The sequence below is a fragment of the uncultured Bradyrhizobium sp. genome, assembly GCF_947648125.1.
Taxonomy (GTDB): Bacteria; Pseudomonadota; Alphaproteobacteria; order Rhizobiales; family Xanthobacteraceae; genus Bradyrhizobium.
The window spans coordinates 95,110-108,850 of the sequence record NZ_CANSMR010000025.1; the positions used below are offsets into that span (position 1 = coordinate 95,110).

The following is a 13,741-nucleotide window of genomic DNA, read 5'->3' on the forward strand; positions in this document are numbered from 1 at the left end:
CCGCCTATCGCGTCGAACCCGACGCAGGCGGCACGGTCTCGATCAGCTTGCCGGTGAAGATCGGCGCCGAAGTCGGCTGGCCATTCGGCGAACCGCCGGCCTGCTCGACGGTCACCGCGTAGGTGGCGCCGTTGATCACGTCGGGATCGTAGCCCGACAACACCGGGCGCGCGGTGAAATCATCGGCGCCGATCACGCCGAGCGAGCGCGGCTGTGGCAACTTGTCGGAGATCAGCCAGAGCTCAAAGCTCTTGCCGGGCTCCGACGCGGCGCCGACCTTGCGCACGGTGAAATTCTTGGTCGCGCCGTCGATGGTCATGATGAAGGCCGGCCCGCCATTCTGTCCCTGCAACAGCGCGACATATTGCGCCGAAGGCGCGAGCGCCGGCGCCGGTGTCTTCACTTCGACGGTCTGGATGCGCGGCTTCGGACGGATCGCATTCGGCAAGGCGTCGGGCCGGTAGATCTGCAAGCCGAGCGTGACGAGCAGCGCGGCTGCGATCGCCGTCGCGACTGAGGCGATGCCGCGCCAGCGTTTCACGCGGCTCACGAGCGCAACGACGTTGCTGTCGCCGGCGCCAATCGGTGGTTGGACCGGAGGCCGCCGGATTTCGGCCGGCCGCCGGATCTCGGGTGACTGCGGGGGCTCCGGATCGAACGCCGAGCCGAATTGAGGATCGTCGGTTATCGGCGGCGGCGGTGTCACGGTCGCGGCTGGCGTCTCGGGCAGCACCAGCGGCGCCTGCGGCGCGCCGGCATGGCCGATCGCCGCCTTGATGTTTTCCCAGACCACCGGGCGCGGCTCGACCAGGCCGACCATCTGGTTCAGCGGCCCGAGCCTGAACTCCCAGGCTTGCACGAGCGCGGCGAACTCGGTGTCGACGGCCATCATGGTCTCGACCTGCGTGCGCTCGTCGGCATCGAGCGTACCGAGCGCATATTCCGCGGCGAGCGCGATATGGTCTTCGCTATAGGCCATCAATCAGAGTCCAAGACACTCCCGGATATCCATCAGGCTGCGGCGCAGCCAGGTCTTCACCGTGTTCACCGGTGTCTCGAACTTTGCGGCGAGCTGCTCGCGGCTCCAGCCGTTGTAATAGGCGAGCAGCACGAGCTTCTGACGATCGGGCTCCAGACGACCGACGCACTCCAGCAACCGCTTCAACTCTTCCGTCATTTCCCGTCGCGCCAGCGGATCGGGCGAGTCGGCGGCGACTTCCATCGCCGCAGGCTCATCTTCCAGCGAGGACTCGCCTCGCTTACGCACGACATCGATGGCGCGGTTGCGCGCGATCGACGCCATCCACGTGATCGGGGACGACAGGGCCGGATTGAACTGCCCGGCGCTGTTCCAGATCTTGACGTAAGCCTCCTGAATGACCTCCTCCGCGAGGTCCTGACGCCGCAAGATACGGAGCACGACGCCAAAGAGTTTCGAGCGGGTCGCGGCGTACAGCCGCTCAAAGGCGGCCTGATCCCCCTTCGCGACGGCGGCGATCAGCCAGACGAGCTCAGCCGGCGTCAGCATTCAGCGCCCTCCAAGCCTGCATCCCCCATCGCCCCGATTGCCACCGCGCTGCCGATCATCATCTGGTCTGGACAGGTGGTAGCATAGTTTGGGACAGCACGACCCGCCAAGTGGCCGACAAGAGGCCGGCTTGTGGACAGCGCCCAACAAAAAGCCCGGGCGATCGGCCCGGGCTCTCAATCTGGTCAGCGGAAGGAGCGAGGGTTCAGGCGATGACGCCGAGCCGGGCCCGCATCAGGCCGATCGAATCCATGTCGGCTTGCTCGCGGGCGCTCTCCTCCGCGCGTTCGCGCGCCTGGTCGCGCTCGTCGAGCAGCTCGACCTTCTTCAGCTCCTCGAACGCTTCCGACAGCAGCGCCTTGGCGTCGTCGAGCTGGGCTCGCAGTTCGTCGGCCGAACGGGTCAGGTTCTCGCGGCGCTGGATCGCGGCCTTGGCGTAGGTGGGATAGGCGAAGTGCGTGGGGTCGTTGATCCCGGCGCGCTCCTGCTCAGTCTGGATCTCGCGCTCCAGCTCGACGGACATGCGCTGGAAGTCGGCGATCATGCCTTCGATCTGGGTAACCCGACGGCGCTTTTCATCGACCTGAAACTTCTTCAGGCGGATCAGCGTTTCACGTGACTTCATCGACTCATACTCCCCAGAAGTCCCAATTCTGAACGCGGGACAGAACCGGCTCCCCCCTGGGCCCCGCCGGCATAGCTATGGTGTGCCGGGGATGATGGCCTGACAAAGTTAGCGTTCCGTTTCCAAACCCGACAGGATTTGAGCGAGTTGCCGGTAGCCGTCGGGAAGGCTGGTGGCCTCGTCCTTGGCCTGGCGCAGGAAGCTTTCCAGCGGCTCGTGCAGCCGGATCGCCTCGTCGACCTCGGGGCTGGAACCGGGCCGGTAGGCGCCGAGCCGGATCAGTTCCTCCATGTCGGCATAGGTCGCCATCACCTGCCGCGCCTTGTTGATGAAGGGCAGGAAGTCGGGGTCGGCGGACCGCGGCATGGTGCGCGAGACCGACTTGAGGATGTTGACCGCGGGATAGCGGCCGCGCTCGGCGATCGCCCGCTGCATCACAATATGGCCGTCGAGGATGCCGCGCACCGCGTCCGCGATCGGCTCATTGTGATCGTCGCCGTCGACCAGCACGGTGAAGATCGCGGTGATGGTGCCGAGGCCGGTGCCCGGCCCTGCCCGCTCCAATAGCTTCGGCAATTCGGTGAACACGGTCGGCGTGTAGCCCTTGGCGGTTGGCGGCTCACCCGCCGAGAGGCCGATTTCGCGCTGGGCCATCGCAAAGCGCGTCACCGAGTCCATCAGGCACAGCACGTCCTGGTCCTCGTCCCGGAAATACTCCGCGATGGCGAGCGTCAGATACGCCGCCTGGCGCCGCATCAGCGCCGGCTCGTCCGATGTGGCGACCACCACGACCGAGCGCGCCAGCCCCTCCTCGCCGAGATCCTCCTGGAGAAATTCCTGCACCTCGCGGCCGCGTTCGCCGATCAGCCCGATCACCGAGATCGCGGCATCGACATTGCGCGCCAGCATCGACAGCAGCACCGACTTGCCGACGCCGGAGCCCGCGAAGATACCGAGCCGCTGGCCGCGGCAGCAGGTCAGGAAAGTATTGAGCCCGCGCACACCGAGGTCGAGCGGCGCACCGACCCGCTTGCGCGAATGCGCCGGCGGCGGCGAGTTGCGGTAGGACATCGGCGAAGCGCCCTGGAGCAGTGGCCCCTTGCCGTCAATCGGTTCGCCCATCGCGTTGACGACGCGGCCAAGCCAGGCCGGCGACGGCCGCACCTGGCTCGCCGCGTTGGCGATCACGGCGCGGCAACCGCGCCTGACGCCCTCGAGCCCGCCGAACGGCATCACCACGGCGTTGTCGCCGGAGAAGCCGATCACCTCGGCCGGGATGAAGCGGCCGGCACCGACGTCGATCACGATGCGGGCGCCGACCGACATCGCGTGAATGGGGCCGGCGATCTCGACCATGAGCCCGCGGACGCCGACCACACGGCCATAAATATTGACGCCGTCGATGTCGCCGATCTGCTCCGCGAGTGCCTTCATTGCGAAAACCTTAAGTTTCCGCAATTTTGCTCCGGCCGCTTAACTTCGTGTTTACCCGCATCATTAATCATTGCGTCACTGTCTTTGGTGACTGAGGTCGCTCGCCCATCAGAAGAAGGGCGAGTCGCGAGAGTCGGTTAGGCCCGGCTCTTAATGTGGAAACTGAACGAGCGCGGTTAGGAAAAGCTTCTTCTACGCAATATCTTAGGGCGATTCGACAAAAATTGCACGGTTAGAGCTTGCGTCGAGGAATCAGTTTTTGTTAACCATATCTCGTCAGGATCCGAATCAGTTGTTCAAAGGCGTTTTGTGAGTGCCGCAAGTGCGGCCGACCTGACGCCCGGAGCGGCGACTATAGGGGACTGGCATGCGCGTTTTGCTGATTGAAGATGATAGCGCCGTCGCGCAGTCGATCGAATTGATGCTCAAATCCGAGAGTTTCAACGTCTACACGACGGATCTCGGTGAAGAAGGCGTCGATCTCGGCAAGCTTTACGACTACGACATCATCCTGCTCGACCTCAACCTGCCCGACATGTCCGGCTACGACGTGCTCAAGCAGCTCCGGGTTTCGAAGATCAAAACTCCCATTCTGATCCTCTCCGGCCTCGCCGGCATCGAGGACAAGGTCAAGGGTCTCGGCGTCGGCGCCGACGACTACATGACCAAACCCTTCCACAAGGACGAGCTGGTCGCCCGCATCCACGCGATCGTGCGCCGCTCCAAGGGTCACGCCCAGTCGGTCATCCAGACCGGCGATCTCGTGGTCAATCTGGACACCAAGACGGTCGAGGTCGGCGGTCAGCGCGTGCACCTCACCGGCAAGGAATACCAGATGCTGGAGCTGCTCTCGCTCCGCAAGGGTACCACGCTCACCAAGGAAATGTTCCTCAACCATCTCTACGGCGGCATGGATGAGCCGGAGCTGAAGATCATCGACGTCTTCATCTGCAAGCTCCGCAAGAAGCTCGCCAACGCCTCCGAGGGCCGCAATTTCATCGAGACCGTATGGGGCCGCGGCTATGTGCTGCGCGAGCCGCACGAGGCCGACGAGCGCATTCCCGCCTGACCTTCTGGCCCGCAGCGTTCCGACTTCGCTTTCGACTTGGACCCCGCCGCAAATGGCGGGGTTTTTGTTTTTGGGAGGTTATGCCACCGGGATCGCGGTCAAAGCGGCGAGCAGATCCGCGCCCTTCGGAACACCAAGCCCGGTGCAGGCGCTCCAGCCAGGGCCGGCATCGTAGCCTTTGCCGCCGACGCGGTTGTTGCCCTGCTCGACCACACGGAATGCGCCGGGGTTGGAATAAAGCGCAGCGTTGAGAAAGCCGATCTGCTCGCCGCGCGCGGCGACAGCTATTGCGACCAGAGCGGCCCATAGCGGTGTCGCCGCGCTGGTCCCGCTCATCGCCATCGCTTGTCCGTTGACGATAATGCGGTAGCCCGGGCTCGCCGCAGCCGCGCAGGCGACATCAGGGACGCCGCGCCTGATGGCGCCGTCGTTCTGGGATTTCGGCAGCGTCAAATGCGACTGATAATCGGGGACGGGAAACGCGTCACTGATGCCGCCGCCGGTGCCGACCGCGCCGGCGTTCCAGACCGCCTCCGCTGCGGCTGCCCCATTGCCTGCCGCAAGCACGGGCTGCGTGCCGCCGCAGCTCGTCGCATAGGGGCTCGAGGCGGGAAACCAGACGTGGACCTTGCCGTCGGTCAGGCCGCTCGTCGCGAGCTGATCGCCAGAGGCGAACAGCACGCTGACGCGCAGCCGCGCGGCATCGGCCAGGACCGCCTGCATCGCGTCGCGCCCCGGCTCGGTCCAGTATTTCTCGGCACTGCCCCAGCTGACGGAGACCACCTGAGGCGCATGCTGTTCATCGAACACCGCCTGATGGATCGCGTCCGTGAGACCGGCGGCGGAGTTCTCGGCAAAGTAGACCACGATCTTGCTCTTCGGCAGCAGGCCGGCGAGCACCTGGAGATCGAGCGCGATTTCCTGGTCGGCGACATCGTTGCTGCCGAAGCTGCCATCATTGCCGGTCGGCGGCACATTGACGACAACCGGCGGCGGCCGGTTCATGCCGGCCACGGCCATGGCGAGATCGCTGGCGAGATAGCCGCCGCCGAGAGCAATGATGCCGACGCAGATCGACGACACGTCGCGATCCAGCGGAATGCCGTAGAGGGCCGCAATGTCGGTCGGCCACAGCCCGCTGCCGCCGCCCGTGTCGGCCTGGGCCTGCACCAGCGGCGTTCTGGTCCGTAGCGGCCGCTGATCGAAGCCGAGAATGGCGCGGGTCCATGGCGCGATCTCGGCCGGCACCGTCAGGCCGCCGACGCGCGCGCGAAACGCGCGCTCGCCGTCGCGGTAAGTGCGAAGCGTCGCGCCGAAGATCTCGGCCATCTGCCGCGCGGTGCCTTCCAGCTCGACCGTGCGCGCGACAGGATCGCTGCGGCCGACGGTCAAGCCGCGCTTCGCCGCCAGCCGCACCACGCGGGCGATGGCGCGGGCATGGCTGCGATGGCGCTGCGTCGCGAGCTGGTGCCGCGTGATCGGCCTGGCGAGCCGGGCGAGATCCCCGGCGCTGCCCGGCGGAAACTTGTCGGGGGTGCGTCGCTTCACATAGACCACGATGGGGATCCGCTCGTCGGGATCGACATCGCCGACCAGCGTTGCACCGACAGGCGCGGCGCGGTTGCTGCCGGCAAGCGGAATCCTGCTCTCGCGCGCGCCGGCCATCAGTGCGGTCTCACTTTCCGGCGCATGGGCTTGGCTGCGCCGGTGTTTGCGTATCGTCGTAGGCGCAGAACGGGATCGACCACACGAAGTCCGCTGCGGTCGCGATGCGGGTGAGACCGGGCTTGCCTTCGAAGATCGGCGGCTGGCCCGAGAACTTCCAGTACCATTCCGGCAGCAGCGGCCCGAGCGGAGCGACCGGGCCATTCGGACCAAACGACAGGAATCCCGCCTGCGACGACGGCGTGCCGTCCGCCTTGAAGGCCGCGCGGCCGTGGCAGGTGATGCAGGATGACGTCGCGACGAAGCCGTCCTCGGTGACGGAATTGCCGACCCTGATGTCGAGCCCGACATTGTCGACGAAATCCACCTGGGAGCCCTTCAGGCAGTAGTTGTTGTAGACCGGATCGATGTCCGCGCTCGACAGCATCGCCGTCAGCGCGGTCGTCTTCACGCAATCCGGATAGCCTTGGCCGGCGGTCCGGTTCGACGGCACGAACGCGGTCTGCGCGCCGAAATTGTCGCGGCAGCCGATGATGTCGCAGCGGCCCGGATTGAACCGGTGCTCGAATGTCGCCCAAGTCCAGTTCGGCACCTGCTTGCTGATCACATGCATCGAAACCAGGGCGTACTGCACGCCGGCCGCGCTGTTGACGTGATAGAGTTGCGGCACCTGCGCCAGCGTCACCTTGTTATTCGTGAATTGCGGAATGTCGCTGACCGCCAGCCAATTCCCCTTCACTTCGACGGAATCGACCGGAAACGACAGCGCCTTGCCGAATGCGGCTTTCACACCCGACAGTTTGTAGAGGTTGTTCTGGACGATGAAGTCGAACGTCGGCTTGTTGTGACGCGTTTCCTCCATCTGCCCCTGCGCGGCGCCCGGCGGCAGCGCCGGCAGCAATCCACCGCTCTCCTGCACGCCTTCGCGCGCCACCTGCGGCAGGATCGGCGGGCGCAGCGACGGCGGCGTCGGGGCCGCCGGAAACTGCGGATTGGGCTGGAACAGATCGGTATCGCTCGCCCAGGTCTCGAACGTCGAATTGCTGCCGCCGGCGCGGGTGTTGGCCTGGATGAAGAGCTGCCAGGCGACCTGATCCGGCGCGGTCATCGCGGGATTCGGCGGCGACTGCGCCGCGGCCGGAAGGGCGGGAAGCGCAAGCAGACCACAGACGAGCAGCGTGTCGATCGACCTTCGCATTTTGCGCTCCACATCGGTTCAAGGTTGGAATCCGTCCCCATCCAGCTCGCATAGATATCGAGCGAGTCCCGCGACCATCGGTGACCGGGTGGCATGAAGCCGGATGACAGCGCAGCGAAGACGCGGCGTGCGTTGGCGTGATCGGCAAAGTCATCATTGCCGGCCAGGTCGCAGATCCAGCCGGCGTCGCCGAGCCGAACGCCCTTCGCCGTCATGCAGGCGATGTCGCCCGCTCGAAACATCGGCAGGACGTCGTTGCCAAAACTGGTCGTCATGGGGATCACCGAGCCCATTCGCGACATGCACTTCTGGTTGTATATCGTATAGACGGCTATCGCGAGGGCCTGTGAAGCGGCTCACATCCCCGCGCCGCAATTTTCCGGCGGCGGTCCGCGGCCACCGGAGCCCACAGGTCAGATCGAACCGAAGCTTCGCGAACCGCGACCAATCAGCTATAGGATGACCATCTAGGGCTGTCCGGGCGCATCACATGATCCTGCAATCTCTCGCCGGCCTGCCGGCGTTCCTGGTCTATTTCTGCACGGCGCTGATCGCCGTGGTCGCCTATCTCTTCGTCTACACGCGCGTCACCCCGCACGACGAATTCCAGCTGATCCGCGACAACGATCCGGCGGCGGCGATCGCGCTTGGCTTAAGCCTGCTGGGCTTCGCGCTGCCTGTTGTCAGCGCCATCGCCCATTCCGCCAATGTGATCGACTGCCTGATCTGGAGCATCATCGCACTGATCGTGCAGATCATCGTCTATTACATCGTGAAAATCCCGGTGCCGAACCTGTCGGCGCGGATCGCCTCCGGCGAGATGGCGGCGGCGATCTGGCTCGGGCTGTCCTCGCTGGCCGCAGGCGCGCTGAACGCGGCCTGCATGATCTACTGAGCCATTGAGCCAAACCATGGCGCGCAAACCCAACCCGGAATTCGGCAAGCGGCGACCAATCGTGCCGGCGGTGCCGCCGCGGACGGATCCGCCTTCCAAGCGCTCCAACCATGTCGCGCTGTTGATGATGGGCACACTCGCGGTCGGCGGCGGCGCCTACGCGCTGATGCCGCGGCAGAATTGCCAGCCCATCCAGCCGACGCCACCGGGTGTCACCGCACCGGGCCTCCTGCAACCCGGCGCCGATTGCGCGCCTCGCAGTTCGTCGTCCGGGTCGGGCGGCAGCGGCGGCTCGTCGCACAGCAGCTTCTACAGCGGCAGCTCCTCATCGGGCGGCTCTTCATCCTCGTCGGGTTCGTCGTCAAGCTCGTCGGTGAGCCGCGGCGGCTTCGGCTCGTTCGCACATGCGTTCGGCTTCGGCGGTGGCTGACAAGCACTTTGCCGTCTCGTCATGCGCTTTCGCTTGCCCGGCGATCGGAGCTGATGGAAACTCGCGCGGCTCCGCGTCTGGCAGGGCAGAAGGCAAGGCAAAAGGCGGGGATCGCGTCCATGAAACGCTCGCGACGTGTCTGGCTGAAATTGATGGGAAGCATCGCGGTCGGCGCAGCCTCGATGAGCCTGACGCCAGGCCATGCCCGCAGTCACCACCGCCATGCGGGGCACACGACGAAACGGAAGCCCGAGCAGATATCACCCTCCGGTGGCTTCGGCGACGCGCCACGAACCATCGCCCGCTACGACAACGGTCCCGCGCATGGCGGCGGCTGACACCGAGCTGACACGCATCGTCTGAAGATCACGGTCCCCTTCATGCAACGCATCGCATGTTCCGAGCGCGAGGATTGGCAGGCGACCGCCGAAAGCGCCGGCTTCACCTTCCACACCATCGACGGCGAACGCTACTGGGACGAGCGCGCCTATTACGCCTTCACGCTCGACGAGATCGAGCGCGATATCGAGGCGCCGACCGGCGAGATCGACGCGATGTGCCTCGAGCTCGCCGGGCGCGCGGTCAAGGATGAACAATATCTGCGCCGGCTGAAGATACCGGAAGCGTTCTGGGACCTGATCGCGGCAAGCTGGCGCCGCAAGGAACCGAGCCTCTACGGCCGGCTCGACCTCAAATTCAGCGGCAGCGGGCCGGCCAAGCTGCTCGAATACAATGCCGACACGCCGACTTCGATCTTCGAGGCCGCGGTGTTTCAATGGACCTGGCTCGAACAGGCGATCGAACGCAACATCATCCCGAAGCGCGCCGACCAGTTCAACTCGATCCACGAGGCGCTGATCGAGGCCTGGAAGACGATCGGCGCGACCCACGCGCTGCACCTCACCGGGCTAACCGGCAATGCCGAGGACGCCGGCACACTCGCCTATCTCGAGGACACCGCGGCGCAGGCCGGGCTGAAGACCACGCTGCTCGACATCGAACAGATCGGGCTGCGCAATGACGGCCAGTTCGTCGACCTCGACGAACGCCCGATCGCGCTCGCCTTCAAGCTCTATCCATGGGAGTGGATGTTCCACGACGCGTTCGGCAAGAACCTCAGCTCGGCGCCGACGCAATGGATCGAGCCGCCATGGAAGGCGATGCTGTCCAACAAGGGGATCCTGCCGCTGTTGTGGGAGATGTTCCCAAATCACCCCAACCTGCTGCCGGCCTATTTCGAGGACGACCCGCAGGCTGCGCAGCTCGGCACCTCGTTCGTGCGCAAGCCGATCTATTCGCGTGAGGGCGCCAATGTCGAACTGGTCAGCGCCGGCATCACGCTGGTCGCGGAGGAAGGCCCCTACGGCGCCGAGGGCTTCATCCGGCAGGCCCTTGCGCCGCTGCCGAATTTCTCCGGGCAATACCCCGTGCTCGGCAGCTGGCTGGTCGACCACACGCCCTGCGGGCTCTCGATCCGCGAGGACGAGAACCCGATCACCGGCAACACATCGCGCTTCCTGCCGCACGCGATTTTGTGAAGGCGTCGACGCAAGCGCGTCTTCATCTCCGTCATCCCGGGAGGATGCGACTTTGCATCGCCGTCATTGCGAGGAGCGATAGCGACGAAGCAATCCATTTCTCCGCTCGCGGCGGGATGGATTGCTTCGCTTCGCTCGCAATGACGTGGAGAAAGCGGAGGCCGCTTCAGTGCATTCTGCTCAACGCGCAGCGGACGCGACCGCCTTCAGCACATGCTGAGCGCCGGCGCGCGCGACTGGAGCGTTGCTGGGCTGATAGAGCCCGCGGCGGTCGGGATAGGGCCTGAACAGGTTGGTGATGCCGACCACGGATTCCGCCGCGCCAAGCGCCAGCACGCCGTCGGGTTCGAGCATCCGGGAGATCTTGCCGAAGATGCCTGCCTTGGTCTGCTGATCGAAATAGATCAGCACGTTGCGGCAGAAGATCACGTCGAAGGTGCCGAGATGCGAAATGTCCTGCAGCAGATTGAGCTGGCGGTGCTGCACCATGCCGCGGATATCGGCGTTGAGCTGCCAGAGCTCGCCCTTCTGCACGAAGTGCTTGACCAGCAGCTGGATCGGCAGGCCGCGCTGCACCTCGAACTGGCTGAACAGGCCGGCCTTGGACTTTTCCAGCACCGCCTGCGACAGATCGGTGGCGATGATCTCGATGCGCCAGCCGGAGAACAACGCAGTCATTTCCTTCAGCAGCATCGCGATCGAATAGGGCTCCTGCCCGGTCGACGAGGCCGCGCACCAGACGCGCAAGCTGCGGCGCGCGGCACGGGCCTGTGCCAGCGCCGGCAGCACCGCGTCCTTCAGATGATCGAACGGAAGCTTGTCACGAAAGAAGAAGGTCTCGTTGGTGGTCATCGCCTCGACCACCTCCGACGTCAGCATCTCCGCGCCGCCCTTCATCTTCTGGACGAGCTCCGGAATGCCGGCGAGGTTGGACCGGCGCGCCAAGGGCAGCAGGCGGCTCTCGACGAGATATTGCTTGTCGGCCGACAGATCGAGGCCGGAACGTTCTTTCAGCAGCTTACGCAGATACTCATAGTCCAGCGGCGTCACGAACGGTCTCCCGCAAACACGCGAACAAGCTTCGATGCGATCTGATTGAGCGGCAGCACGGCCGCGCAGATGCCAGCATTGACCGCAGCACCGGGCATGCCCCACACCACGCTGCTCGCTTCGTCCTGGGCGATCACGCTGCCGCCGGCGGCGACGATGTCCTTGCCGCCGCGCATGCCGTCGGAGCCCATGCCGGTCAGGATCACCGACATGATGCTGCCCTGCCAGACATCGATCGCGGAGGTGAACATCGGATCCACCGCGGGCTTGCAGAAATTGACCGGCGGCCCGTCGTCGAGCGCGATCGTGGCATCGATGCCGTGACGGGCGATCCGCATATGGCGTCCGCCCGGCGCCAGATAGATCTGACCCGGCCTGATGCTCTCGCCGTCGACCCCCTCATGCGCCGGCCGCTTGCTGGTGCGCGCCAGATGCTCGGCGAGAATGGTGGTGAAGGTCGGTGGCATGTGCTGGGTGATCAGCACCGGGACGCGATCGATCACAGGGCCGATCTCTGCGACCAGCGACATCAGCGCCTGCGGGCCGCCGGTGGAGGAGCCGATCAGCAGCACCTTGGGCTGCAGCAAGCCGAACGAACGGCGCGCGACCTGAGCGGGTGCTGCGGCGGGGGCCAGCCCCGTGCGCGGCTTGTCGTGCCCGGGCGCGAGCGGCGGGCTCGCCGTCGTATGCACCGGGCTGCGCCGCGCCTTGGCGCCGAGATGACGGATCTTCTGGATCAGGTCGTGACGGAAAGTCTCCGCGGCGGTCGCCTCGCGCGTGCTCTCCGGCTTCGGAATGTAGTCGGACGCGCCGAGCGACAACGCCTTCAGGCTGATCTCCGCATTGCGGCGGGTCAGCGTCGAGGCCATGATGATGACGAGGTCGCGCTTCTTCGCCAGCAGCTGCGGCAGCGCCGAGATGCCGTCGAGGTCGGGCATCTCGATATCGAGCACCGCAACGTCGGGGTTGAAGCGCTCGAGCTGGTTGACGGCATCGAGGCCGGTGCGCAGCGAGGCCACGACCTCCATGTCGGGCTCGGCGCCGATCCAGCGCGAGATCATCCCTCGGATGACCACGGAATCGTCGACGACCATCACCCGCACCTTGTCGGAACGGGACGATGTCGGGACCGCAGTACTTGTCAACGCAACACTCATGACTTCACCAGCGACGCAACACGACGCACAACAACCGTTGAGCCGAAGGCTTCTGCCGCCGGATCGAACGTAGACTTAAATGAGCCCGACTTCCTGGAACTTCGCGGTGACGATGTCCCGGTCGAACGGTTTCATGATGTATTCGTTGGCACCGGCATGCAGCGCGCGCGCGATATGCGCGACGTCATTCTCGGTGGTGCAGAACACGACCTTGGGCTGATCGCCGCCGGGCATGCGGCGGAGATTGCCGAGGAACTCGTAGCCGTCCATCACAGGCATGTTCCAGTCGAGCAGCACAGCCTCGGGCATCGCGCGCTTGCAAGCCTCGAGCGCCTTGGCGCCGTCCTCGGCCTCGACGATCTGGAAATCGAGCCCTTCCAGGATACGGCGGGCAACCTTGCGAATGACGCTTGAGTCATCGACAACAAGACACGTTCTCATCTGCGACCTCTACTTCCTCATCCCCGGTGGGATGTTTCAGTTCAATTCTGTCGGCCCGTCTCAGGCCGCTTTGGCATCAGGCACCAGTTCGAGCACGCGATCGATATCGAGGACGACCATGAGCTGGCCGTCGAGGCGGTGGACGCCGCCGGCGAGCTTGGCCATGCGGGGGTCGAGGTTGACCGGATTGTCCTCGCGGCCGTCGTTGGGCAGCCGCAGCACCTCGCCGATCTGGTCGATCAGCAGGCCATAGGATTCGCCGCGCTGGTCGACGCCGACCGCCATCGGCGGCTTGCCGTCGTCGGCCTTCGGCAGGCCGAGCCGGGCGCGCATGTCGACCACGGTGACGATGCGGCCGCGCAGATTGAGCACGCCGGCGATCTCGCTGGAGGCCAGCGGCACCCGCGTCAGCCGCTCCGGCATGAACACGTCCTGCACCCGCGAGATCGGCAGGCCGAACAGCTGCCCACCGATCACGGCGGTGACGTATTCGGCCATCGCGCCTTCACTGGTCTCGGTCTTGCTGGTCATCGATCAACCTTTTGTTTGAGCATGATCGGATCGGAAAACCGGATCCCACTTTTCCGGATCATGCTCGCTTCCCTTAAGCGGCCCGGCGCAGTTCGGCGGTCTGCTCTTTCAGCGCCGCGATCAGCCCGGGACGATCAAACTTGGCGACATAGTCGTGGAAGCCGGCCTGCCGGCCGCGCT

The 13,741-nt window shown here is 65.3% G+C and carries 15 protein-coding genes; 5 read left to right on the forward strand and 10 right to left on the reverse strand.

Annotation, left to right across the window (positions count from 1 at the left end; all coding sequences use genetic code 11):
- Nucleotides 1–4 precede the first annotated feature (4 nt).
- The 4 genes from Q0030_RS31695 to fliI all read right to left on the reverse strand — a co-directional run bounded on the left by Q0030_RS31695 (nucleotide 5) and on the right by fliI (nucleotide 3,587).
- On the reverse strand, nucleotides 5–979 hold the full coding sequence (locus tag Q0030_RS31695) for an anti-sigma factor (protein ID WP_298376266.1): 975 nt from the start codon (nucleotides 977–979) through the stop codon (nucleotides 5–7).
- Between the two features lie 3 nt (nucleotides 980–982).
- Nucleotides 983–1,528 (reverse strand): sigma-70 family RNA polymerase sigma factor, encoded by a 546-nt coding sequence (locus tag Q0030_RS31700; RefSeq protein WP_097676823.1) that lies wholly within the window; start codon nucleotides 1,526–1,528, stop codon nucleotides 983–985.
- 205 nt (nucleotides 1,529–1,733) lie between these two features.
- Entirely contained in the window at nucleotides 1,734–2,153 is a 420-nt protein-coding gene (gene fliJ / locus Q0030_RS31705; RefSeq protein WP_016848565.1) for a flagellar export protein FliJ, read from the reverse strand.
- Between the two features lie 108 nt (nucleotides 2,154–2,261).
- The gene (fliI, locus tag Q0030_RS31710; RefSeq protein WP_298376271.1) at nucleotides 2,262–3,587 is read right to left on the reverse strand and encodes a flagellar protein export ATPase FliI; all 1,326 of its coding nucleotides are present in this window, start codon (nucleotides 3,585–3,587) and stop codon (nucleotides 2,262–2,264) included.
- A gap of 367 nt (nucleotides 3,588–3,954) precedes the next feature.
- Between fliI and ctrA the strand changes: the two genes are divergently transcribed.
- Nucleotides 3,955–4,656: a response regulator transcription factor CtrA gene (ctrA, locus tag Q0030_RS31715; RefSeq protein WP_016848562.1), complete on the forward strand. Its 702-nt coding sequence runs from the start codon at nucleotides 3,955–3,957 to the stop codon at nucleotides 4,654–4,656.
- Nucleotides 4,657–4,734: 78 nt separating this feature from the next.
- Here the strand turns inward: ctrA and Q0030_RS31720 are convergent, their stop codons facing one another.
- Together Q0030_RS31720 and Q0030_RS31725 are read right to left on the reverse strand one after the other, a co-directional pair.
- A complete protein-coding gene (locus Q0030_RS31720) occupies nucleotides 4,735–6,321 on the reverse strand; it encodes a S53 family peptidase (protein WP_298376274.1) in 1,587 nt (528 codons plus the stop codon).
- 10 nt (nucleotides 6,322–6,331) lie between these two features.
- Entirely contained in the window at nucleotides 6,332–7,519 is a 1,188-nt protein-coding gene (locus Q0030_RS31725; RefSeq protein WP_298376276.1) for a hypothetical protein, read from the reverse strand.
- Nucleotides 7,520–8,009: 490 nt separating this feature from the next.
- Between Q0030_RS31725 and Q0030_RS31730 the strand changes: the two genes are divergently transcribed.
- From Q0030_RS31730 to Q0030_RS31745, 4 genes are all read left to right on the forward strand, one after another.
- Complete coding sequence (locus Q0030_RS31730; RefSeq protein ID WP_298376277.1) at nucleotides 8,010–8,414, forward strand: DUF350 domain-containing protein; 405 nt, start codon at nucleotides 8,010–8,012, stop codon at nucleotides 8,412–8,414.
- A gap of 16 nt (nucleotides 8,415–8,430) precedes the next feature.
- Nucleotides 8,431–8,844, forward strand: a complete 414-nt coding sequence (locus Q0030_RS31735; protein WP_298376280.1) for a hypothetical protein — start codon at nucleotides 8,431–8,433, stop codon at nucleotides 8,842–8,844.
- 119 nt (nucleotides 8,845–8,963) lie between these two features.
- A complete protein-coding gene (locus Q0030_RS31740; RefSeq protein WP_298376282.1) occupies nucleotides 8,964–9,182 on the forward strand; it encodes a hypothetical protein in 219 nt (72 codons plus the stop codon).
- 42 nt (nucleotides 9,183–9,224) lie between these two features.
- Nucleotides 9,225–10,382 carry a glutathionylspermidine synthase family protein gene (locus Q0030_RS31745; RefSeq protein ID WP_298376285.1) on the forward strand — a complete coding sequence of 386 codons (1,158 nt, stop codon included), beginning with the start codon at nucleotides 9,225–9,227 and terminating at the stop codon, nucleotides 10,380–10,382.
- 180 nt (nucleotides 10,383–10,562) lie between these two features.
- Here Q0030_RS31745 and Q0030_RS31750 read toward each other — a convergent pair whose 3' ends face one another.
- The 4 genes from Q0030_RS31750 to Q0030_RS31765 all read right to left on the reverse strand — a co-directional run bounded on the left by Q0030_RS31750 (nucleotide 10,563) and on the right by Q0030_RS31765 (nucleotide 13,561).
- Nucleotides 10,563–11,432 (reverse strand): protein-glutamate O-methyltransferase CheR, encoded by an 870-nt coding sequence (locus tag Q0030_RS31750; protein ID WP_298376288.1) that lies wholly within the window; start codon nucleotides 11,430–11,432, stop codon nucleotides 10,563–10,565.
- Nucleotides 11,429–12,589: a chemotaxis response regulator protein-glutamate methylesterase gene (locus tag Q0030_RS31755; RefSeq protein WP_298376291.1), complete on the reverse strand. Its 1,161-nt coding sequence runs from the start codon at nucleotides 12,587–12,589 to the stop codon at nucleotides 11,429–11,431. Before Q0030_RS31755 ends, Q0030_RS31750 begins: the two co-directional genes overlap by 4 nt.
- 75 nt (nucleotides 12,590–12,664) lie before the next feature.
- Complete coding sequence (locus tag Q0030_RS31760) at nucleotides 12,665–13,030, reverse strand: response regulator (RefSeq protein WP_018273268.1); 366 nt, start codon at nucleotides 13,028–13,030, stop codon at nucleotides 12,665–12,667.
- A 60-nt stretch (nucleotides 13,031–13,090) separates the two neighbouring features.
- Nucleotides 13,091–13,561, reverse strand: coding sequence for a chemotaxis protein CheW (locus Q0030_RS31765; protein WP_298376297.1), 471 nt, complete (start codon nucleotides 13,559–13,561; stop codon nucleotides 13,091–13,093).
- Nucleotides 13,562–13,741 lie beyond the last annotated feature (180 nt).

What these genes read in the sequence shown, in the direction of transcription:
- fliI (WP_298376271.1), bottom strand. Translation starts at nt 3,587, where the DNA reads ATGAAGGCACTCGCGGAGCAGATCGGCGACATCGACGGCGTCAATATT.
- Q0030_RS31730 (WP_298376277.1), top strand. Translation starts at nt 8,010, where the DNA reads ATGATCCTGCAATCTCTCGCCGGCCTGCCGGCGTTCCTGGTCTATTTC.
- Q0030_RS31725 (WP_298376276.1), bottom strand. Translation starts at nt 7,519, where the DNA reads ATGCGAAGGTCGATCGACACGCTGCTCGTCTGTGGTCTGCTTGCGCTT.
- Q0030_RS31735 (WP_298376280.1), top strand. Translation starts at nt 8,431, where the DNA reads ATGGCGCGCAAACCCAACCCGGAATTCGGCAAGCGGCGACCAATCGTG.
- Q0030_RS31700 (WP_097676823.1), bottom strand. Translation starts at nt 1,528, where the DNA reads ATGCTGACGCCGGCTGAGCTCGTCTGGCTGATCGCCGCCGTCGCGAAG.
- Q0030_RS31740 (WP_298376282.1), top strand. Translation starts at nt 8,964, where the DNA reads ATGAAACGCTCGCGACGTGTCTGGCTGAAATTGATGGGAAGCATCGCG.
- Q0030_RS31760 (WP_018273268.1), bottom strand. Translation starts at nt 13,030, where the DNA reads ATGAGAACGTGTCTTGTTGTCGATGACTCAAGCGTCATTCGCAAGGTT.
- fliJ (WP_016848565.1), bottom strand. Translation starts at nt 2,153, where the DNA reads ATGAAGTCACGTGAAACGCTGATCCGCCTGAAGAAGTTTCAGGTCGAT.
- Q0030_RS31765 (WP_298376297.1), bottom strand. Translation starts at nt 13,561, where the DNA reads ATGACCAGCAAGACCGAGACCAGTGAAGGCGCGATGGCCGAATACGTC.
- Q0030_RS31695 (WP_298376266.1), bottom strand. Translation starts at nt 979, where the DNA reads ATGGCCTATAGCGAAGACCATATCGCGCTCGCCGCGGAATATGCGCTC.
- Q0030_RS31755 (WP_298376291.1), bottom strand. Translation starts at nt 12,589, where the DNA reads ATGAGTGTTGCGTTGACAAGTACTGCGGTCCCGACATCGTCCCGTTCC.
- Q0030_RS31745 (WP_298376285.1), top strand. Translation starts at nt 9,225, where the DNA reads ATGCAACGCATCGCATGTTCCGAGCGCGAGGATTGGCAGGCGACCGCC.
- ctrA (WP_016848562.1), top strand. Translation starts at nt 3,955, where the DNA reads ATGCGCGTTTTGCTGATTGAAGATGATAGCGCCGTCGCGCAGTCGATC.
- Q0030_RS31720 (WP_298376274.1), bottom strand. Translation starts at nt 6,321, where the DNA reads ATGGCCGGCGCGCGCGAGAGCAGGATTCCGCTTGCCGGCAGCAACCGC.